The sequence below is a fragment of the Micromonospora sp. NPDC005707 genome (assembly GCF_040631005.1).
Taxonomy (GTDB): domain Bacteria; phylum Actinomycetota; class Actinomycetes; order Mycobacteriales; family Micromonosporaceae; genus Micromonospora.
On the sequence record NZ_JBEXYR010000016.1, the window covers coordinates 34,790 to 54,338 of the forward strand.

Below are 19,549 nucleotides of genomic sequence, written 5' to 3' on the forward strand. Positions count from 1 at the left end.
AAGGGGGAACGGAGCGGCCCGGTCGGCGGGCGGCCCGATTCCCACGGTCGGGCCGGGTGGGCCGGCCGTCCGGCCGACGCAGCGGACGGACCGGCCCACCCATCCGCCCGGAGACGAACTTGCCGCAAAAAAGACCGGGAAAATCGGCGCTCCACGGGATCACACCACCGCCGTGGACGGAGTACCGTATTTCACGGAGAGGCCGCTCCCCCCGTGGCGGCCTCTCTTTTACTTCACCGGAGCGGCGTCCGCATCGGACGGCGTGACCGGATGCCGCAGCCCCGGGTGGTCCGCCGGAAGCGACCGCCGGATCACCAGCCAGCTCACCGCCAGCGCCGCCGCGACGAGCGGCCAGGTCAGCGCCACCCGTGCCACCACCAGGGCGACCACCTGCCCGCCGAGCCACAGCGGCACGAACACCGCCACCCGCAGCAGATAGGTGGCGGCCCAGACCCAGCTGCCCCGACCGTAGGCCCGCAGCAGCGCCGGATCGCGCCGCCAGCGGCCGCGCTGACCCAGCGCCACGCCGACCAGCACACCGAGCAGCGGCCAGCGCACCACGATGCTGACCATCCAGGCCAGCGCGCTCGCCGCGTTGGAGACCAGCTGGAGCAGGAAGAAGTCGGTGGCGCGCCCGGTCCGCAGCGCGATCAGCGCGGCCACGCAGACGGCGAGCAACCCGATCAGCACCGACCGCGGCCGGTCCCCGCGCCGCCACCGCCAACCCGCCACCGCCGCCCCGGCCAGCACCGCGGCGACCACCCCGCCCCACAGCCCGGCGGCCAGCCAGCCGACGGCGAACGCCACCGGCGGCACCGTCGCGTCCACGGCCCCGCGCCGGCCGCCCAGCAGATCGGCCAGCGACTCCGGCCGCTCCCCGGACGGCCGCCCCCGCTCCGGCGTGCTGGTCACGCGCCACCTCCTCCCGTCGCGCCCTCAACCTACGCGGCAGCCGCGGGGCTCCGACGAGCGCCGGACCCGGCGGGCCGTTAAGTTGTGCGGGTGCGTGAGACGGCAAGGGGTTGGACGGCGGTCTGGTTGGTCGTACTGGCCCTGGCCCAGACAGCGGCGTTCCTGATGGTGTGGCGCTTCGCCGTGCACACCGAGCTGGGCCAGTGGCTCGACACCGTCGCCCTGACCGGCAACCGCATCGGCCAGGACCGCATCGACGGCCCGGTCAACCGCATCCTCAACGCCATGTCGGTGGTGTCGCTGCTGGCCGCCACCGCCATGATCGGCTTCATCGCGCTGATCCGCGGTCGCAAGGCACTCGCCGTCACCGCCACCCTGCTCATCGCCGGCGCCAACATCAGCACCCAACTGCTCAAGCGCTACCTGGACCGTCCCGACTTCGGCATCGACCCGGAGCGGGCCGCGGCCGGCAACAGCCTGCCCAGCGGCCACACCGCCGTGGCCGCGTCCGTGGCGGTCGCGCTGATCCTCGTGCTGCCGCCGAAGCTGCGGGTGGCCGGCGCGTTCCTCGGCGCCGGCTACGCGGCCGCCGCCGGGGTGGCGACCCTCTCCGCCGGCTGGCACCGGCCCAGCGACGCCGTCGCCGCGTTCCTGGTGGTCGGCGCCTGGGCCGCGGTCGCCGGCCTGGTGCTCCTGTTCTTCCAGCGGGAGCAGGCCCAGGTCTCGCCGGCCGACTCCCACCGGGTCGCGGCCGCCGTGCTCGGCCTCGGCGGCGCCCTCGCCCTGGTCGTCTCGGCGCTCGCCCTGTCCTGGCTGGTCGACCGTTCCACCACCCCCGTCGAGGCGCTCACCCGCCGTCCGCTCTTCATCGGGTACGCGGGCAGCGCGGCCGGCATCGCCGGCACGATCGCCGTGGTGGCCGCGCTGGTGCTCGCGGTGGTGCACCGCCTCGTGCCCCGCTGGAAGGGCTGACCGGCCGGGATCCCCGGCCGGTCCCCGGAGCGGGTCAGCGGTAGTAGGTGCCGATCGTGGTGCCGCTGGCGATCTCCCGGCCCTTGAGCGCGCGGTGCACCTCGGTGGCCTGCGGCGCGCCGGACAGGTCCAGCGGCCGGTTCAGCGCGTAGAGGCGGAAGAAGTAGCGGTGCGCCTCCTCACCCCGCGGCGGCAGCGGACCGCTCCAGCCGGTCTCGCCGAAGCTGTTCGGCCACTCCCGGCCGCCCGGCGGTATCCCGCCCTCGGGCACCTCGGCGGTCTGCGGCGAGATCCCGGTGACCAGCCAGTGCAGGAACGGCTCCTTGCCCGCGTCCGGGTCCTCGACGAGCAGGACCAGCTCCTCGGTGGAGTCCGGCACGTCCGACCACTGCAACGGCGGTGAGACGTTGTCGCCGTCCTTGGCGAACCGCCCGGGCAGCAGGTCGTGGTCGGTGAACGCGGTGCTGCGCAGCATGATGCCGGCCATTCGGCGCCCCCTTTCTCGTCGACCGGCGCGTACCCGGCGGGTCGGCGACGAAACGACGGTGGGAGGAGGTGCGCAGGCCGAAGCGGGAACCGGTCTTCGGGATCGGTTACCGGAACTGGAGGACGAACGGCGTTGCCAGGCGATCTCGACGCGTTCGTCCTCGGCTATGAGCCGAGGTAGCGCAGGATCGCGAGGATCCGGCGGCTGTAGCCGGTGACGTGGGTCAGGTCGAGCTTGTCGAAGATGGTGTTGACGTGCTTCTCGATCGCGCTCTGGGAGACGTGCAGCCGCTCGGCGATGGCGGCGTTGGTGTGCCCCTGAGCCATGTGGTGCAGCACGTCGCGTTCCCGTGGGGTGAGGCGGCCGAGCGGGTCGGTGTGGCTGGTCGAGGACATGAGCTGCCGGACGACCTCGGGGTCGAGCGCGGTGGAGCCGGCGGCGACGCGGTCGAGCGCGTCGAGGAAGTCCTCGACCTGGGCGACGCGGTCCTTCAGGACGTAGCCGACGCCTTCGGACCGGTCGGCGAGGAGCTTCGCAGCGTAGCGCCGCTCGACGTACTGGGAGAGGACCAGCACGGCGGTGTCCGGCCAGCGGCGCCGGATCTCCAGCGCCGCCCGGAGCCCGTCGTCGGTGTTGGTGGGCGGCATGCGGACGTCGGTGACGACGACGTCCGGTCGGTGCTGCTCAACGGCGGCGACGAGCTGCTCGGCGTCGGCGGTGGCGGCGACCACCTGGTGCCCCTCGTCGGCGAGGAGGCGGGCCAGCCCCTCGCGGAGCAGCGTGGAGTCCTCGGCGAGCACTACGCGCATGGCACCTGAACCCGGATCGTCGTCGGGCCGCCGGGTGGGCTGTGCAGGTCGAACTGTCCGTCCAGTGCGGTGACCCGGCGGGCGAGCCCCTGAAGGCCGCTGCCGTGCGGGTCGGCGCCCCCGATGCCGTCGTCGCGCACCCGCATCTCGATTCCCGCGTCCCGCGTCTCGATCTCGATGGTGATCAGGGTAGCTCCCGCGTGTTTGGTGCTGTTGGTGATCGCTTCGCAGGCGACGAAGTAGAGCACGGTCTCGATCGGTCGGGCCGGCCGGACGGGCACGTCGTAGCTGATCCGGACGGGGATCGATGACCGTTGCGCCACCATGCCCAGCACCTCGTCCAGGGTGGTGTGCTCGAGTGCCGAGGGATAGACCCGCCAGGCCACGTCCCGCAGCTCGTCGATGGCGCGTTGGGTGTCCTCGTGAGCCTGCACGAGGAGCTCGCGCGCCCGGTCGGGGTCGCGGCTGCGGCGCGCGCGCCCGAGCAGCATGCCGAGTGCGACGAGGTGCTGCTGCAGCCCGTCGTGGAGGTCGCGTTCGATGCGCTGGCGTTCGGCGTCGACCGCGGCCAGCACGCCGGCCCGGCTGACGGTCAGTTCGCTGATCCGCAGTTGCAGCGCCTCGCGGCTGCTGGATTCGAGCAGCCCGCGCGCCAACCACCGGTCCAGCGTCGCCACGCTCGCCGTCGCCTGGAGGTTCAGCAGCAGCAGGGCGGACCCGATGAACGCCTGGAGGAGGAGGTCGGCCACGGTCATGGCGCCCGCGACGAAGGAGCGCACCACGATGGCGGCGAGTACGGCACCGACCACGAGCAGGCCGCCGGTGAGCAGGCCGAGCGCCGCCGGCAGGAGACGGGCGGCGAGAAAGCCGACTACGTGCGGTCCGCCCGCCCGGAGCGGTGGCGGGGGTGGTTCCAAGGCGACGACCGCGAGGCGGCACCGCTCCCAGTCGGCCATTCGCCGGGCGTACCGGAGGGTGGCGGCGCCCACGCGGCGCCGGGCCGCCGGGACCGGTGCGACCGTGACCACGGCGAGCCCGGCGAGGAGGAGGAACAGCACCTCGGCCGCGGCGGTCGGGACGCCGAGCGCCACGCCCGCCAGTGGCCGGCCCCAGCGGGCCACCGCGCCGACCCACGTCCGACCGTGCCGCACGCGCTCTGCCACCACGCCGTCCCTCCCCAGCTCGTGCCGTCCCGGACCCCGGCCGCCCACCGACCCTCTCGCCACCGGTCAGCGGAGGCCGTGACGACCCGCCTCAGACCGGCGGGGGGTGCCGTACAGGGTGCCGCGCACGGCGGGGGCCGCACGATCCGGCCCGCGGTCCCCGTGTGATCCGACACGCGGGCCCGGTGCCTGCTCGCCGTCGACGGCCGAACGCCTCCGTCGCTGCCCGATCAGGCGCGACACCACGAAGAACCCCACGGCGAGCGCGCAGACCGCGATGACCACGTTCTGGAACGTCCCCACGTACGGCTCGACGGCACGCCAGTTCTCCCCGAGCACATAACCGGCCATCACGAACACGGTGTTCCAGACCAGGCTGCCCAGCGTGGTGTAGAGCAGAAACGTGCCGAACGGCATCCGCTCCACACCGGCCGGGATCGAGATCAGGCTCCGGAAGATCGGGATCATCCGCCCGAAGAAGACGGTCTTCACCCCGTGCCGGGCGAACCACGCCTCCGTCCTGTCGAGGTCACTCAACTTGATCAGCGGCAGCCGCGCCGCGATCGCGCGAACCCGGTCCCGTCCGAGGGCCACGCCGACGGCGTACAGCGCCACCGCGCCCACCACCGAGCCGATCGTGGTCCAGGCGATCGCGGCGAACAGGTTCATCCGGCCCTGACCGGCGGCGAAGCCCGCCAGCGGCAGGATGACCTCACTGGGGATCGGTGGGAACAGGTTCTCCAACGCGACCGCCAGGCCGGCTCCGGGCGCGCCGAGTCGCTCCACCAGGCCGGTCACCAACCCGATCAGGCCGCCCGACGGCGGATCAGCATTCTGGGCCCACGAGCCGGCGTGGGTCACCGCGTTCCACAAAAAGATCATGCCCACACGCTAGGAACTCACGGCGGCCCGGACCATGAGGTCGACCGCCGACTCCGGAGGGTCGACCCCAGCTCGCCGGGGTGTGGAAAACCGCACCGGGCGGGGAGCGAATAGTCTGACCCGCTGCACCAGGAGCGGGAAGGCAGGTCTGGCGGATGGACACGGTACGGGCGGGGTTCCGCGACGAGTGCGCGCGGCTGGAAGGGGTGCTGCACGGTCTCGACGCGGCGGACCTGGACCGGCCCACGCCCTGCCCGCCCTGGGCGGTCCGGGACCTGCTGGCGCACGTGCGCACCGGCGCCGGGCGGCTGGTCGGCATGCTCGCCGCGCCGGCCCCCGAGCGCGCCGAGGTGGATGCCGCCGGCTACTTCGGGGCGGCCAAGTTCGCGCCCGAGGTCGACCGGGACCGGATCGACGGCGCCCGGCGGGAGGCCCGGGAGCTGCCCGGCGTACCCGAGGTGGCGGAGGGCTTCGCGCGGGCCTGGCGGGCCGCCGACGCGGCGGTGGCCGCCGAGCCGCCGGGGCGGCTGGTCCGCACCAGGCACGGCGACGCGATGGCGCTGACGGAGTTCCTGCGTACCCGGGTGGTGGAGGTCGCGGTGCACGGCCTGGACCTGGCCGACGCGCTGGACCGGCGGCCGTGGCTGACCCCGACCGCGGCGGCCGTGGTGGCCGACCTGCTGGCCCATGGCCGGCCCGCCCCCGACGGGCTCGGCTGGGACGCGCTCACCCTGGTGCGCAAGGCCACCGGCCGGGAGCCGCTGACCGGCGCGGAGCGGGCGGTGCTGGACGGGACCGGGTGGCGCTGGCTCTCCTTCGGCGGCTGACCGGCCCGGCTCGGCCATCGGCCCGGCCTCACGGCCTGCGGCGGCCGAACCGGCGTGCCGCGTAGATCAGCGCGCTGACGGCGAAGAGCACGCCGCTGACCACCAGCCACCGGCCGAGCATGACCCGGGGCGCCAGGCCGGTCGCCGAGGCGTAGGTGCCGTCGCCGAGTCCGAGGATCCCGGGCAGGTAGACCAGGAACAGGAGGCCGGCGCCGAGCGCCGGGACCCGGACGTGGTTCAGCGGCGACGGGCTGCCGCCCCGGTCCAGGGCGCGGCGCGCCACCCGGTCGAGTGACGCGTACACCGGGAAGAGGACCAGGTCGTGGGCGATCACCGCGCCGAGGAACCACAGCAGCATCCGGCCGGCCGACGCCTCACCGGCCAGCCGCAGCGCGATCCACCCGGTGACCGCGAAGCAGCCGGCCACGAGCAGCGGGTGCCAGGGCGCGGCGCCGTAGGCGCGCCGGAATTCAGCCATCGAACACGATCTCCGCCACCCATTTGGTGCAGTGCACCCCGGGCAACGCGGGCACGATGATCCGCGCCGGGAAGCCGTGGTCGGGGCTGAGGTCGACGCCGTTGACCCGCAGGGCGAGCAGCGCGTCCGGGTCGGTCACCTGGCCGCCGTGCAGGACGGCCTCGCGGAACAGGCCGGCCGGTTCCAGCGACCGCACCCGCGCGGTCGCCGGATCGGCCGCCCCGACCAGCCCGGCGAGGTCACGCAGCCGGACGCCGGTCCAGGTCTGCGAGGTCGACCAGCCCTCCACGCAGGCGATCGGCAGGGTCGCCGTGTGCTGCGCCATGCCGAGCAGCCGGGGCCGGTCCAGCGCAGCCGTGCGGTTCCCCGCGCGCAGCGTGAGCCGCCACCGTGGCCCGGTCTGCTCGGGGGTCACGCCGGCCGCGACCACGCTGCGGTTGACCGGGAAGCCGGTCGGCCCGCCGTCGAATTTGCGGCCGCGTGGCAGGAGCAGCGCGGTACGCCGCAGCGCGTCGACGCTCTGCCCGACGGTCAGCGCCGCCAGCAGCAGCGACCCGCCGCCCACCAGGGCGAGCACACCGCGCCGGCTCATGGTCGCCGGCCCGGGCCGCCGGGCCACGAGGCCGTCCGGATCCGCCGGCTCCGGCCGGGTCCGCCCCAGCGGGGTACGGGCGAACCCCGGTCCCCGCAGCGCGGTGACCATCCGGGGCAGCTTGATCGCCACGTGGGTGACCAACGCGGCCGTGAAGATCCAGGCGCCGTACCAGTGCGCCGTGTAGAAGTCGAAGCCGAACAGGTACGCGTACTGGATGTTCAGCAGGCCGGTGACCATCTGGAAGAGGATGCCGCCGACCAGCAGCAGCAGCGACAGCCGCTCCAGCACCTGGGCGGCCGAGCGGGCCGGCGGCCAGTCGAAGAGTTTCGGCACCACCGACCAGAGCTTGCCCAGCACCACCGGCACCAGCACGATCCCGAGGGTCACGTGCAGCCCCTGGGTGACGCGGAACAGCCAGGCGGGCCGGGTGGGCCAGTCGAACACCGGCGGGTGCAGCCAGCCCACGTCGCGGGGGAACGCCTGGTCGAGGCGGGGCCCGTAGGCGATCCAGTCGAGCAGCCCGGTGACGATCACCAGGGGCAGGGCGGCCAGCAGCACGGCGCCGAGCACCGAGGTGAGCCAGGGCCCGCGGACCGGGCTGCGCCAGGCCCGATCGAGGGCGTCGACCCCGGGCGGCCGGTGCCGGGCCAGCCCGCGCCACAGTCCCGCCGGGACGGCGGACGGCGGGTCGTGCGGACCTGGACCAGCGGACACGTCTCCTCCTCTCCGGCGGGGCTTCCGTTCCCAGCCAGACGCTAGACGCGGCACCCGCCGGCCGGTCCGGTTTGCCGCATTACCGAACGCTTACGCTCATCCCTTACGGACCGCTGACGTCCACCCGGAACCGGCCAGGCCCGACCCCGCGGTGCCCTAGCCTGGCCGCATGCGGGTACTGGTCACCGGCGCGGCCGGCTTCATCGGATCGCAGATCGCCGACCTGCTGGCCGCCGAGGGCCACCAGCCGGTCTGCCTGGACGCGCTGCTGCCCCAGGCGCACGGCGGCGCGCCGCCGGAGTGGTCCCGGCCGCACGACCTGGTCGTCGGCGACGTCGGTGACGCCGCACTGCTGGACCGGCTGCTGTCCGGGGTGGACGCGGTCTGTCACCAGGCGGCCATGGTGGGGCACGGGGTCGACCCGTCCGACGCCCCCGACTACGCCGCACACAACGATCACGGCACGGCGGTGCTGCTCGCCGCCATGCACCGGGCCGGGGTGTCCCGGCTGGTGCTGGCCAGCTCGATGGTGGTCTACGGCGAGGGGCGTTACACCTGCGCACGGCACGGCGTGGTCCGGCCCGCCCCGCGCCGGCCCGCCGACCTCGCCGCCGGCCGGTACGACCCGACCTGCCCGGCCTGCGGGGCCGGCCTCGACCCGGCCCTGGTGCCCGAGGACGCCCCGCTGGAGCCGCGCAGCACGTACGCGGCCAGCAAGCTCGCGCAGGAGCACTACGCGGCGGCCTGGGCCCGGCAGACCGGGGGAGGGGTGTGGGCGCTGCGCTACCACAACGTCTACGGCCCCCGGATGCCCCGCGACACCCCCTACGCGGGGGTCGCGTCGCTGTTCCGCTCGGCGCTGGCCGCCGGCCGGCCGCCCAGAGTGTACGAGGACGGCCGGCAGCGGCGCGACTTCGTGCACGTCACCGACGTGGCCCGGGCCAACCTGCTGGCGCTCACCGCGCCCACGCCCGACGGCCTGGTCCCGGTGAACGTCTGCTCCGGCGAGCCACACACCGTCGGCGACCTGGCGACCGCGCTGGCCCGGGCCATGGGCGGGCCCGAGCCCGAGGTGCTCGGCGGCGCGCGGGCCGCCGACGTCCGGCACGTCGTGGCCGACCCGACCCGGGCCCGCGACCTGCTCGCCTACACCGCCCGGGTCAGCTTCGTCGACGGCGTGACCGCCTTCGCCACCGACCCGCTGCGCGAACCCGCCGCCCTGGTCGGCTGACCCATCGAGCAGGGGTCGGCGGCGCGATCCGTCCGGTTCAGCATGATCACCCGGTCGGGCGTCGACCACGGCTCGCCACCGGCGTGCGCCTAGGAGACCGTGAAGAGCAGGTGGTTGACGGCGAGGGCGGTGAGCGCCTGGGCGGCCAACCACCAGCGGCGGGCCGGCGCGGGCAGGTGTGCCACGGCGACCAGCAACCAGACCGCGAACGGCAGCCAGATCCGCTCCACCTCGGCCTTGCTCATCCCGGACAGGTCGGCGGCGGCAACCGCGAGTGCGGCGGCGGCCGGTAGCAGGACGGTCGGCCCGAGCGCGATCACCCGCGCGACCGGCCCCCCGCCGCCACCCGGGGCTCCCGCCCCGCTCAGGTGCACGCGGGCCGCCAGCACCGCGCGGCGCAGCGCCGGCCCGAGTGCCGGCCCTGCGGAGAGCAGCAGAGCTGCCAGGTTCGCCCAGACCCAGTAGGCGTACGGGCGGTCGGTCGCCCAGCCCTGGTAGTAGCGCTCGACCACCCGGTCGTACCCCTCCCACCAGCGGAAACCGGCCAGCACGAACAGCGCCGTGACGGCCGCGACGCCGGCCGTCGCGGCGAGCAGCGCGGCCCGGCGGCGGTCGCGGCGCAGCGCCAGCACGGCCAGCGCCAGCGCTCCCACCAGCACGAACCCGTAGGACAGGTGCAGCGCGAAGCCGAGCAGGAGCCCGCCGGCCAGCGCCGCGAGTGGCCCGCGCGCCGCCAGCAGCGCCAGTCCGGCGGCGACCACGCCGGTGAAGACGGCGTCGCCGGAGGCGCCCAGCCAGACCGCGCCGGGCAGCAGCACCAGGAACGGCAGCACCGCGCGGGCCGCCTCGGCGGCGCCCAGCGCGCGCAGGGTGACCGGCACCGAGACCGCGACGGTGGCGCCGACCAGCACGCAGCAGAGCGCGGCCGCGGCGCCGCCGCCCAGGCCGATCCGGTCCAGCCAGACGAAGACCAGCAGCGCGCCCGGCGGGTGCCCCGCCGTGTGGGTGGACCAGGAGTCGGGCTGGAAGTCCAGGATCCGGTCGGTGAAGCCGGCCAGCATCCGGGGGATGTCGGCGACGCCGGGCACCTCGTGCAGGTACTCGGCCTGCGCGGTGAGCCGCCGGGCCAGCCCGGCCGACCAGCCGTCGATCAGCGCCAGCGACAGCGTCCAGGCCACCGCGGCCAGCCAGCCGGCCGCCAGCAGCGGACCCCACCGGGCGGTCCGCGCCCAGCGCAGGCCCGGCCCGAGCACGACCACGGCGACCAGCACCGCCAGCGGCGTGCCCCACCCGAGGTGGGGCCGCCAGGTCGCGTAGAGCGGTGCGGCGTCCGCGTGCAGCCTCACGCCGCGCCGGTTGAGCACGAGCCCCACCGCGACGGCGGCGCCGAGCAGCACGGCCTCGACGGCCAGCACGAGCAGGTCGCCCCGGTCCCTCGGGATGGCCCGGGCCGTGACGGGGGGCCGGCGGACGGCGGCTTCGGGTCTCATGACGACCGGACGATACTGCCTGCCCGGGAGCCGTCACGGTCGAACCGCCAGCCGTCACCGGACGGTAAGAATTGCCTGCTCGGTAAGGGTTCCATAAGCACGATCGGGGCCATCGGAGGTGCCTGCGGGCCTAGCGTCGGTGGCATGCGGACACAGATCGACGTGGTGCTGCCGTGCCTGGACGAGGCCGCCGCCCTGCCCGGCGTGCTGACCGCCCTGCCGCCCGGCTACCGGGCCATCGTGGTGGACAACGGGTCCCGGGACGGCTCGCCCGAGGTGGCCGCCCGGCACGGCGCCCGGGTGGTCCGCGAAGCCCGCCGCGGCTACGGCGCGGCCGTGCACACCGGCCTGGAACACGCCGAGAGCGATCTGGTCTGCGTCCTCGACGCCGACGGCTCGTTCGACCCGGGCGAGCTTCCCGCCCTGGTCGCCCCGGTGGCGGCCGGCACCGCCGACCTCGCGGTGGGCCGGCGCCGGCCGGTGTCCGCCGGGGTCTGGCCGTGGCACGCCCGCGCCGGCACAGCGCTGGTCGCCGCGCTCCTGCGACAGCGCGGGGTGCCGCTGCGGGACCTCAGCCCCATCCGGGTGGCCCGGCGGGAGGCCCTGCTCGCCCTCGGGGTCGCCGACCGTGGCTTCGGCTACCCACTGGAGCTGATGATCCGGGCCGCCGCCGCCGGCTGGCGCATCCACGAGCGCGACGTCCGCTACGCGCCGCGCGCCGCCGGCACCCGCTCCAAGGTCTCCGGCTCGGTCCGCGGCACCGTCCGCGCCACCCGCGACTTCCTGACGGTGCTGCGCAGCGTGGACGGCCGGCGGTGACCGTCCTGCTGGTGGTGGCCAAGGCGCCTGTGCCCGGGGCGGTCAAGACGCGGCTCTGCCCGCCCGCCGAGCCCGCGCAGGCGGCCCGGATCGCCGCCGCCGCGCTGCGCGACACCCTCGACGCCGTCGCCGCCACCCCGGGCGTCGTCCCGGTGCTGGCGCTGGCCGGCCGGTTCGCCGACGCCGAGGACGGGCCGGACCTCGCCGCCGCGGTTGCCGGCTGGCCGGTGCTGCCCCAGCGGGGCGACGACCTCGCCCACCGGCTCGCCCACGCGTACGCCGACGTGGCCGCCGCGTACCCGGGGCGGCCGGTGCTCCAGATCGGCATGGACACCCCGCAGCTCACCGCGGCACGGCTGGCCGCCGCCGTACGCCGGCTGGTGGCGCCCCGGACCGACGCGGTGCTCGGCCCTGCCGCGGACGGCGGCTGGTGGGCGCTGGGCCTGCGCGACCCCCGGCAGGCGGCGGCGCTGCGCGAGGTGCCGATGTCCACCCCCGACACCGGGCGGCTCACCCGGGCCGTGCTGGCCGGCCGCGGCCTGCGGGTCGGGACGCTGCCGGTGCTGCGCGACGTGGACGACTGGACCGACGCGCTCGCGGTTGCCGACCTGGTCCCGGCGGGCCGTTTCGCCCGGGAGATCGCCGCGCTCCGGCGCACCCCGGTTGCCGGGGGCCGGCAGTGACCGATCTCGCCGCGCGGCCGGCCGGCGGCCCGCTCGACCCGGACAGCAACGGCTTCGGCGCCGTGCTGCGCCACCGTGACGTCGACGCGCACTGGCTGGTGCACGCCGACGGGACCCGCCGGCGGCTGCCGGTGGAGCGGTGGCACGGGCCGGCCGAGCCGGCGGCGGCCGCGGTGGTGGCCCGCTGCGCCGGCCCGACGCTGGACCTGGGCTGCGGCCCGGGCCGGGTCGCCCTGGCGCTCACCCGCGCCGGAGTGACCACGATCGGCGTCGACGTCTCGGCCCGGGCGGTCGCGCTGACCCGAGCCCGCGGCGCCGTCGCCGTCCGGGCCGACCTGTTCGCGCCGTTGCCGGCCGAAGGCAGGTGGCAGCACGTGGTGCTGCTGGACGGCAACATCGGCATCGGCGGGAATCCCGGGAAGCTGCTGCGCCGGTGCCGGCGGCTGCTGCGCCCGGCCGGCACGGTGCTGGTCGAGGTCGAGCCGCCCGGGGCCGGGACCTGGCAGGGGCAGGTGCACGTGGTGTCCGGCCGCTACCGGGGACCAAGCTTCCGCTGGGCGCGGCTGGACGCGCTGGCGGTGCACGCTCCCGCCGCCGCGGCCGGGCTCGCCGTCCGCGAGGTGTTTCCTGCCGGCCACCGCTGGTTCGCCGAGCTCACCACCTCGTAGGGTCCCGCCGCGTCCGCCCCGGCGGCGAGCAGCTCAGGCCGCGACGGGCAGCCGGACGACGAACCGGCAACCGCCGGTCACGTTGTGAACCTCCACGCGGCCGCCGTGCGCCTTGACGAGGCCGTGCACGATCGCCAGCCCCAACCCGCCCGAGCTCTCCGCGCCGCCGTCGCCCGACCGGGTACGGGCCGGCTCGCCGCGAAAGGCCACGTCGAACAGACGTGGCAGGTCCGCCTCCGGGATCCCGCCGCAGGTGTCGGCGACGGCCAACCAGGCGTCGGCGCCGCTGCGCCCGGCGTCCACCCGGACGGTGCCATCCTCGGGGTTGTAACGAATCGCGTTGAGCAGCAGGTTGCGAACCACCCGAGCCAGCTCAGGCTCGCTCGCGGTGACCACCGGCCAGCCCGAGTCGGCGGCGACCAGCCGGATCCGGCGGGCTTCCGCCAGCGGCGCGGCCCCGGCCAGGGCGTCGGAGACCACCTCGCCCAGAGGCACCGCCGACAGCGACAGCCGCAGTGCCCCGGCGTCGATCCGCGACAGCTCGAACAGGTCGTCGACCAGCCGGGTCATCCGGTCGGCCTCCACCCGTATCCGGCGGTGGTACTCACCGACCGTGGTCCCGTCGGCGACCACCCGGTCCTCCAGCGCCTCGGCCATCGCCCGCAGCCCGGCCAACGGCGTGCGCAGGTCGTGCGACACCCAGGCGATCAGATCCCGGCGTCCCTTCTCGATCCGCCGTTCCCGGTCGCGGGCCTGGTCGGCCCAGACCGCCGCGGCGGCGAGCCGCCGTCCGAACAGCCAGCCGACCGCGAGGGAGACCGCCGCGGCCGCGCAGACCGTGATGAGAACGACCTCCAGGTCGTGCGGAGAGAGGAACATCGCCTCGGCGACCACCGACACGCCCGCCGCGACCGCGGCGACGGTCATCGCCAGCAGAACCGCGATGTGGGACGTGATCGACCGGACGCGCAGCAGCCGTAGCGCGCCGGCGCCCACCAGCGCGACGCCACCGGCCGCACCGAGCGCCACGCCGAAGATCAGGGCGACGTCACCCATCGACCGGCTCGTACCGGTAGCCGACGCCCCAGACCGTGACGATCCGCCGTGGATCGGCGGGGTCTGCTTCGATCTTCTCCCTCAGCCGGCGCACATGGACGGTGACGGTGGACTGGTCGCCGAAATGCCAGCCCCACACCTGCTCCAGCAGCTCCGCCCGCCCCAGCGCCCGTGCCGGGTGGCGCATGAGGTGCGCCAGCAGGTCGAACTCGCGCAGCGTGAGCGCCAACTGCCGGCCGTGCAGCCGGGCCACCCGGGGACCGGTCTGCACGACCAGACCGCCGTCGGCGAGCACCTCGGCCGCCGAGGCCGGAGCTCCACCGCCGGCCCGGCGCAGCACCGAGGCCACCCGCAGCACCAGCTCACGCGGCGAGAAGGGCTTACTCACATAGTCGTCCGCGCCCAGTTGCAGGCCCAGGATCCGATCGGCCTCGTCACCGCGGGCGGTGAGCATCACGATCGGCACGGGATCGGGCCGCTGCCGCAGCCGCCGGCACACCTCGAGGCCGCTCAGCACCGGCAGCATCACGTCGAGCACCACCAGGTGCGGCGGCGCGGCGGCGACCGCGGCGAGGGCGGCGGCCCCGTCCCCGACGTGGTCCACCTGGTAGCCGGCGTGCTCGAGGTAGCGGCACACCACGTCGCTGATCGTCCGGTCGTCGTCAACGACCAGCACCCGATGCGGCACCGGCACGCCTCCCCTCCGCGTGTGTCAGGGTAACCGCGCACCGGACGGGCGACGACGGGCGAGACCTTGCGAAGCCCTTACGGTTCGCTGCCCGCCACGACTGCGCGCAGCACCGGCCGGCGCTGGTTCTCCCGGCGGCGGTCAGGCCTCGGTGGCCGGCGCGGTGATGCGGCGCAGGTGGTCCAGGACGACGGGGTCGATCCGGCCCGGGACGATGCGTTCCTCCAGGTTCTCGACACCCGCCCAGGCGTCGAGCGCCTCCTCCACCCCGGCCGGGCCGACCGGGTGGCCGGCGGCGGCCAGCAGCGCCGTCACCTCGTCGGCGACCGGCCCGGTGAGGTCGAGCAGGGTGGCCGGGTCGGGCTTGCCGAAGAGCAGCGTGTGGATGGCGAGCAGCCGCCCCAGCTCGCCGACCGGGTCGCGGTGGTCGTCGACCCGCAGGTCGACCAGCTCGTCGCCGGTGCCGGCGTAGCCGCCGTGCCGCTGCACCACGAACAGGGCGGCGCTCTGCCGGCCCCGCCGGTCGCCGCCGGCCCGGTCACCGGCGGCGAGGGCGGCCAGCAGCCGCTGCGGAAACGGCAGGTCGGCCCCGCCGAGCCAGGTGTCCCGGAGCGCGTCGATGACCTCCGGGCCGGCCAGGATGTTGCCCTGCGCCGCCCAGCCGTCGCCGGACTGGCCGCCCGCCCAGGGGTGGCAGCCCGGCCCGGTCCACGTGGCGCCGTCGCCCTTCGCTCCCACCACACCGAGCTGCCGGTCGTCGCGGCCCGGGTCGGCGGCGATCAGGCCGGCCACGACGTCGGCCGCGGGCACGCCGGTGCGCAGCATGGTGAGCCCCTGCGCGCGGTACGCCAGGTTCGCGTGGGCCTGGCTGGCGATCGCGCCGACCTCGGCCTCGGCGGCCGGCACCAGCGCCCCGGCGGCGAGGAACTTGCTGGCCACGGCGATGCCGTGCAGGAGCCCGTCGGCGGAGCGCGCCACGATCGAGAAGGTCACCCGCGGATGGTATCGCCGGGGCGAGGCCGCCAGCGGCCCACGACGGCGTCGTGGTCAGAACGGCGGGGCGGCCTCCTCCGGTGGGCGGCCCCAGGCGCGGCGGGCGTCGGCGATCGCCACCCCGAGCAGCACCAGCGGCGCGGCGAACGCCGCGACCAGCGGCGTGGCGATCGCCGCGGTCAGCGGCAGGGCGGGCTTGAGCACCGGCATGAGCAGCACCAGCACGAGGACGGCCACCCAGCGCGACGGGGACACCCGGCCGAACACCTCGTACTCGAAGCGCGCCCGCCCGAGCAGGAAGACCGCCGGACCGCCGAGGATCATGGCGAGCCAGCCGACCTCGTTGTGGCCGGTCGGGTGCTCGTTGACCAGCTCGTAGCCGATCGCGGTGGACACCACGCCGATCACCATCACCAGGTGGGTGTCGGCCGCCGAGCGACCGATGGTGGCCGGGTGCGCGGCCCGGGTCACGGCCTCGCCCAGGATCCGCCCGGCCCGCTGCACGTAGATCCGCCAGAGCAGCACCGAGGTGAGCAGCGCCGCGGCGAACGCGGCAGTGCCGGTGGCGCTGTCCGGTGCCCGGCTGTACGCCAGCCCGGCGATCAGGATCGTCTCGCCGAGCGCGACCAGGAAGAACTGCTGGTAACGCTCGGCCAGGTGCTCCCCGTGGATGTCCCAACGGGAGACGGTCGACCGGCCGAGCCCGGGCACCGGCCAGCCGAACCGGGACGCCAGGTACTCCAGCAGGAGCGCGAGCGTCCAGAGCGTCACCCGTGTGTCGACGGGCAGCAGCGCGCCGGCCAGCCAGAGCACCCCGGTCACGCTGAACGTGATCAGCATGCGCTTCTTCAGCTGGCGGTGCTGGATCCGACCGAGGGTCAGCAGCAGAATCCCCGGCCGGGTCACCTGCACCACCACGTACGCGATGGCGAGGGCCAGGCCGGTGCTGCTGAAGGCACGGGGGATCGCGACCGCCATCACCATGCTGCCCACCAGCGCGATGACCACGATGACCTGGAGCCAGATGTTGTACGGGTCGTAGCGGCTGGTGGTCCAGGCGGTGCCCTGCCAGACAGCCCAGAGCGCGAGGAACAACAGCAGCGTCTTGCCGCCCCCGGTCAGGGCCGTCCAGCCGGTCTTGCCCCCTTCCAGCGCCAGGTCCTCGAAGGCGCGGGCGGAGATCCGGGTCAGCGCGAAGACGAACACCAGGTCGAAGAACAGCTCCAGGAACGTCGCCCGGTTCGGGCCGCCGTCCGGCCGGAGCAGGGCGGCCGGCTCCGGAATCCTCACCGCCGCCTCCCGACCCCGGTCCACCCCATCTGGCAGTCGTAGCACTCTTTCCGGGTGGCAGCGCCGCCTATCGGCCGGATCACCCCTGCGACTCCGCGCGTCGCCCCGCGGCCGGGAACCGCCGGTCGGGATCTTGCCCCGGACGGCGGCCACCGGGCACGATCGACCGGTGACGAATCGATGGGGCATGACCGTGCCGCTGGCCGGCGTCACGCTCGCCGACCACGCCACGGTCTACGCGGCGCTCGACCGGGCCGGCTTCACCGACGTCTGGTCGTCGGAGGTCGCCGGCACCGACGCGTTCACCCCCCTCGCGCTCGCCGCCGCCTGGCAACCGCGGCTGCGCCTGGGCACCGCGATCGCCCCGGTGTTCACCCGGGGGCCCGGCCTGCTCGCGATGAGCGCCGCCGCCCTCGCCGAGGCCGCGCCGGGCCGCTTCGCGCTGGGCATCGGCGCCTCCTCGCCGGTGCTCGTCCGGGACTGGAACGCGGTGCGCTTCGACGAGCCGTTCGCACGGACCCGGGACGTGCTGCGCTTCCTGCGCGCCGCGCTGCGCGGGGAGACCGTCGACGAGGTGTACGACACCTTCACCGTCCGGCGGTTCACCCTGGAACGCCCGCCGTCGGTGCCGCCGCCCGTGCTGCTGGCCGCCCTGCGGCCGGGCATGCTGCGGCTCGCCGCAGCCGAGGCCGACGGGGTGATCCTCAACTGGCTGGCCGCCGACGACGTGCCCACCGCCCTGGCCGAGCTGGGCGAGCGCCGCCCGGGCTTCGAGGTCGCCGCCCGGATCTTCGTCTGCCCCACCGAGGACGCCACATACGCCCGGGCGCTGGGCCGCCGGCTGATCACCGGCTACCTCACCGTGCCGGCGTACGCGGCCTTCCACCGGTGGCTGGGGCGCCAGGACAGCCTCGGCCCGATGTGGGAGGCGTGGGCCGCCGGGGACCGGCGGGGCGCCTCGGCGGCGGTGCCGGACGAGGTGGTCGACGCGTTGATCCTGCACGGCTCGCCCGAGGAGTGCGTCGCCCAGGCCCGCCGGTACGCCGACCACGGCGTGGACGTGCCCGTGCTGGCGCTGCTGCCCACCCCGGAGCTGACCGCCGGCGGCGCGGCGGCCTGGGCCGGTCTGCTTCCGCGGCTCGGCGTGACCAGCGGGGAGGCGGGCTGAGATGAACCTGACCGACCGGGTGGCCGTGATCACCGGCGGGGCGGGCGGCATCGGGGCGGCGCTCGGCCGCCGGTTCGCCGCCGAGGGCGCCGCCGCCGTCGTCCTGGCCGACCTCGACGCCGGGGCCGCGCGCGCCGTCGCCGAGGGCATCGGGCCGGTGGCGCACGGCGTCGGCCTCGACGTCACCGACGAGGCGCAGGTGCGGGCGCTGGTCGACGAGACCGAGCGCCGCTACGGCCGGATCGACCTGTTCTGCGCCAACGCCGGGGTGTCCACCGGCGGGGGAGTGGACGCGCCCGACGCCGACTGGGAACGCGCCTGGCGGGTCAACGTGCTGGGGCACGTGCACAGCGCCCGGGCGGCGCTGCCGTCGATGCTCCGGCGCGGCCAGGGCTACCTCCTCTTCACCTGCTCGGCGGCGGGCGTGCTGACCGCGGTGGGCGACGCCCCGTACACGGCGACGAAGCACGCGGCCGTCGGCCTCGCCGAATGGCTCGCCATCACCTACCGGGACGCCGGCGTCCGGGTCAGCGCGCTCTGCCCGCAGGGCGTGGACACCCCCATGCTCGCCGGTGGCCTGGCCGAGGGCCACCTGGGCGCCCGCGTGATCGCCGCCTCCGGCGCGATCCTCACCCCCGACCAGGTCGCCGACGCCACCATCGCCGGGCTGGCCGAGGAGCGGTTCCTCATCCTGCCGCACCCGGAGGTCGCCGGCTACGCCCGCCGCCGCGCCGAGGACCCCGACGGCTGGCAGGCCGGCCTGCGCAAACTCGTCCGCAAGCTGCGCGCCGCGGAACGGTAGGAGGTGCTGTCGTGGTGATCGGGGGCGCGTGGTTCCAGGCGGGCCTCAAGGTCGAGACCGCCGGGGCGGCCCGGTGAATCCCCACGAGACGGCCCCTCGGGTCGTGACGGAAGAGGACTTCGCCGGCTTCACGGCCGGTCAGCTTCTGGACGTGATGAAAGCCCTCACGATGATCCTGACTCTGCCCCAGTCAGCCGCCGACCACGTCGAGGCGCTCGTCGTCGCCACCGGTCAGGGCGAAGATTCGCGTCTCACCCACGCGATCCGCTGCTGGGAGGCGAACCCGGGGTTCCGCCACCTGCTGGTCGCGAACGGGAATCCGACCGAAGTAACCTACGCCGAGATCACCTTCGACCACCTGCGGAGTCTCGGCCTTCGGCGCCTCAGTGGGGTCTGTCTCCAAGCCGAGCCGGCTCCCAACACCGGCCTGCAGGCCGCATGGATCGCCGACGAGGTCCGCGCACGCGGGATCACCAGCCTCGCGCTCGCCGTCTCTCCCTACCACCTGACCCGCGCCTACCTCACGGTCCTCAAGGCACTCGCCGGGAGTGGAACGCGCCTTCCGATCATTCCGTTGCCCGTGGCCATTCCCCCGGACACACCCGTTCCGGAAACGGGAGCGACCGCCTACGAGCTCGTGCCCGGTGAGGTCAAGCGCATCCTCACCTACGTGGGCAACGGTTGGCTCGCCACAGCGGCGGAACTGCAGGAGTACCTGCGGTGGCTCTGGAGCCATCACACGGCACTCCTCGTACCGAGCCCGGCCGACAGCGGCAGCTGAATGGCCCGGCAGGGCGAACAGGGCGAGGGTCAGCGCGGAGA

21 protein-coding genes are annotated in these 19,549 nt (G+C 75.3%); 9 read left to right on the forward strand and 12 right to left on the reverse strand.

Annotated features, from left to right (window positions below; all coding sequences use genetic code 11):
* Positions 1-228 precede the first annotated feature (228 nt).
* Positions 229-912 carry a DUF3159 domain-containing protein gene (locus ABZ452_RS26525; protein ID WP_357948244.1) on the reverse strand — a complete coding sequence of 228 codons (684 nt, stop codon included), beginning with the start codon at positions 910-912 and terminating at the stop codon, positions 229-231.
* A gap of 84 nt (positions 913-996) precedes the next feature.
* On the opposite strand from ABZ452_RS26525, the gene ABZ452_RS26530 reads away from it, so the two are divergent.
* Entirely contained in the window at positions 997-1,884 is an 888-nt protein-coding gene (locus ABZ452_RS26530; protein ID WP_357948247.1) for a phosphatase PAP2 family protein, read from the forward strand.
* A 34-nt stretch (positions 1,885-1,918) separates the two neighbouring features.
* On the opposite strand, the gene ABZ452_RS26535 is transcribed toward ABZ452_RS26530, so the two are convergent.
* From ABZ452_RS26535 to ABZ452_RS26550, 4 genes are all read right to left on the reverse strand, one after another.
* On the reverse strand, positions 1,919-2,371 hold the full coding sequence (locus tag ABZ452_RS26535; protein WP_357948250.1) for a YbhB/YbcL family Raf kinase inhibitor-like protein: 453 nt from the start codon (positions 2,369-2,371) through the stop codon (positions 1,919-1,921).
* A 164-nt stretch (positions 2,372-2,535) separates the two neighbouring features.
* The gene (locus ABZ452_RS26540; RefSeq protein ID WP_355058893.1) at positions 2,536-3,180 is read right to left on the reverse strand and encodes a response regulator transcription factor; all 645 of its coding nucleotides are present in this window, start codon (positions 3,178-3,180) and stop codon (positions 2,536-2,538) included.
* A complete protein-coding gene (locus ABZ452_RS26545; RefSeq protein ID WP_357948253.1) occupies positions 3,171-4,343 on the reverse strand; it encodes a histidine kinase in 1,173 nt (390 codons plus the stop codon). Before ABZ452_RS26545 ends, ABZ452_RS26540 begins: the two co-directional genes overlap by 10 nt.
* A gap of 66 nt (positions 4,344-4,409) precedes the next feature.
* The gene (locus ABZ452_RS26550; RefSeq protein WP_357948256.1) at positions 4,410-5,225 is read right to left on the reverse strand and encodes a DedA family protein; all 816 of its coding nucleotides are present in this window, start codon (positions 5,223-5,225) and stop codon (positions 4,410-4,412) included.
* A gap of 155 nt (positions 5,226-5,380) precedes the next feature.
* On the opposite strand from ABZ452_RS26550, the gene ABZ452_RS26555 reads away from it, so the two are divergent.
* Positions 5,381-6,052 (forward strand): maleylpyruvate isomerase N-terminal domain-containing protein, encoded by a 672-nt coding sequence (locus ABZ452_RS26555; protein WP_357948258.1) that lies wholly within the window; start codon positions 5,381-5,383, stop codon positions 6,050-6,052.
* 28 nt (positions 6,053-6,080) lie between these two features.
* Here ABZ452_RS26555 and ABZ452_RS26560 read toward each other — a convergent pair whose 3' ends face one another.
* Positions 6,081-6,530 (reverse strand): hypothetical protein, encoded by a 450-nt coding sequence (locus ABZ452_RS26560; RefSeq protein ID WP_357948261.1) that lies wholly within the window; start codon positions 6,528-6,530, stop codon positions 6,081-6,083.
* Positions 6,523-7,839 (reverse strand): molybdopterin-dependent oxidoreductase, encoded by a 1,317-nt coding sequence (locus tag ABZ452_RS26565; protein ID WP_357948263.1) that lies wholly within the window; start codon positions 7,837-7,839, stop codon positions 6,523-6,525. Before ABZ452_RS26565 ends, ABZ452_RS26560 begins: the two co-directional genes overlap by 8 nt.
* A gap of 169 nt (positions 7,840-8,008) precedes the next feature.
* Between ABZ452_RS26565 and ABZ452_RS26570 the strand changes: the two genes are divergently transcribed.
* Positions 8,009-9,070: an NAD-dependent epimerase/dehydratase family protein gene (locus ABZ452_RS26570; protein WP_357948265.1), complete on the forward strand. Its 1,062-nt coding sequence runs from the start codon at positions 8,009-8,011 to the stop codon at positions 9,068-9,070.
* An 89-nt stretch (positions 9,071-9,159) separates the two neighbouring features.
* On the opposite strand, the gene ABZ452_RS26575 is transcribed toward ABZ452_RS26570, so the two are convergent.
* Complete coding sequence (locus ABZ452_RS26575) at positions 9,160-10,560, reverse strand: hypothetical protein (protein WP_357948268.1); 1,401 nt, start codon at positions 10,558-10,560, stop codon at positions 9,160-9,162.
* Positions 10,561-10,704: 144 nt separating this feature from the next.
* Here ABZ452_RS26575 and ABZ452_RS26580 point away from each other — a divergent pair, with 144 nt between their 5' ends.
* From ABZ452_RS26580 to ABZ452_RS26590, 3 genes are all read left to right on the forward strand, one after another.
* Positions 10,705-11,379: a glycosyltransferase family 2 protein gene (locus ABZ452_RS26580; protein WP_357948271.1), complete on the forward strand. Its 675-nt coding sequence runs from the start codon at positions 10,705-10,707 to the stop codon at positions 11,377-11,379.
* Entirely contained in the window at positions 11,376-12,062 is a 687-nt protein-coding gene (locus tag ABZ452_RS26585; RefSeq protein WP_357948274.1) for a DUF2064 domain-containing protein, read from the forward strand. Before ABZ452_RS26580 ends, ABZ452_RS26585 begins: the two co-directional genes overlap by 4 nt.
* A gap of 62 nt (positions 12,063-12,124) precedes the next feature.
* A complete protein-coding gene (locus tag ABZ452_RS26590) occupies positions 12,125-12,730 on the forward strand; it encodes a class I SAM-dependent methyltransferase (protein WP_357948524.1) in 606 nt (201 codons plus the stop codon).
* A gap of 33 nt (positions 12,731-12,763) precedes the next feature.
* Here the strand turns inward: ABZ452_RS26590 and ABZ452_RS26595 are convergent, their stop codons facing one another.
* The 4 genes from ABZ452_RS26595 to ABZ452_RS26610 form a co-directional block, all read right to left on the reverse strand.
* Positions 12,764-13,786: an ATP-binding protein gene (locus ABZ452_RS26595; protein WP_357948276.1), complete on the reverse strand. Its 1,023-nt coding sequence runs from the start codon at positions 13,784-13,786 to the stop codon at positions 12,764-12,766.
* Positions 13,779-14,474: a response regulator transcription factor gene (locus ABZ452_RS26600; RefSeq protein WP_357948527.1), complete on the reverse strand. Its 696-nt coding sequence runs from the start codon at positions 14,472-14,474 to the stop codon at positions 13,779-13,781. Before ABZ452_RS26600 ends, ABZ452_RS26595 begins: the two co-directional genes overlap by 8 nt.
* Positions 14,475-14,615: 141 nt before the next feature.
* Entirely contained in the window at positions 14,616-15,467 is an 852-nt protein-coding gene (locus tag ABZ452_RS26605) for a DUF1028 domain-containing protein (protein ID WP_357948279.1), read from the reverse strand.
* 54 nt (positions 15,468-15,521) lie between these two features.
* Entirely contained in the window at positions 15,522-16,757 is a 1,236-nt protein-coding gene (locus ABZ452_RS26610) for a low temperature requirement protein A (RefSeq protein WP_357948281.1), read from the reverse strand.
* 187 nt (positions 16,758-16,944) lie between these two features.
* On the opposite strand from ABZ452_RS26610, the gene ABZ452_RS26615 reads away from it, so the two are divergent.
* The 3 genes from ABZ452_RS26615 (at position 16,945) to ABZ452_RS26625 (ending at position 19,508) form a co-directional block, all read left to right on the forward strand.
* Positions 16,945-17,925 (forward strand): LLM class F420-dependent oxidoreductase, encoded by a 981-nt coding sequence (locus ABZ452_RS26615; protein ID WP_357948530.1) that lies wholly within the window; start codon positions 16,945-16,947, stop codon positions 17,923-17,925.
* Position 17,926: 1 nt separating this feature from the next.
* The gene (locus ABZ452_RS26620) at positions 17,927-18,727 is read left to right on the forward strand and encodes an SDR family oxidoreductase (RefSeq protein ID WP_357948284.1); all 801 of its coding nucleotides are present in this window, start codon (positions 17,927-17,929) and stop codon (positions 18,725-18,727) included.
* Between the two features lie 154 nt (positions 18,728-18,881).
* Positions 18,882-19,508 carry an ElyC/SanA/YdcF family protein gene (locus ABZ452_RS26625; protein ID WP_357948533.1) on the forward strand — a complete coding sequence of 209 codons (627 nt, stop codon included), beginning with the start codon at positions 18,882-18,884 and terminating at the stop codon, positions 19,506-19,508.
* The last annotated feature ends 41 nt before the right edge of the window (positions 19,509-19,549 follow it).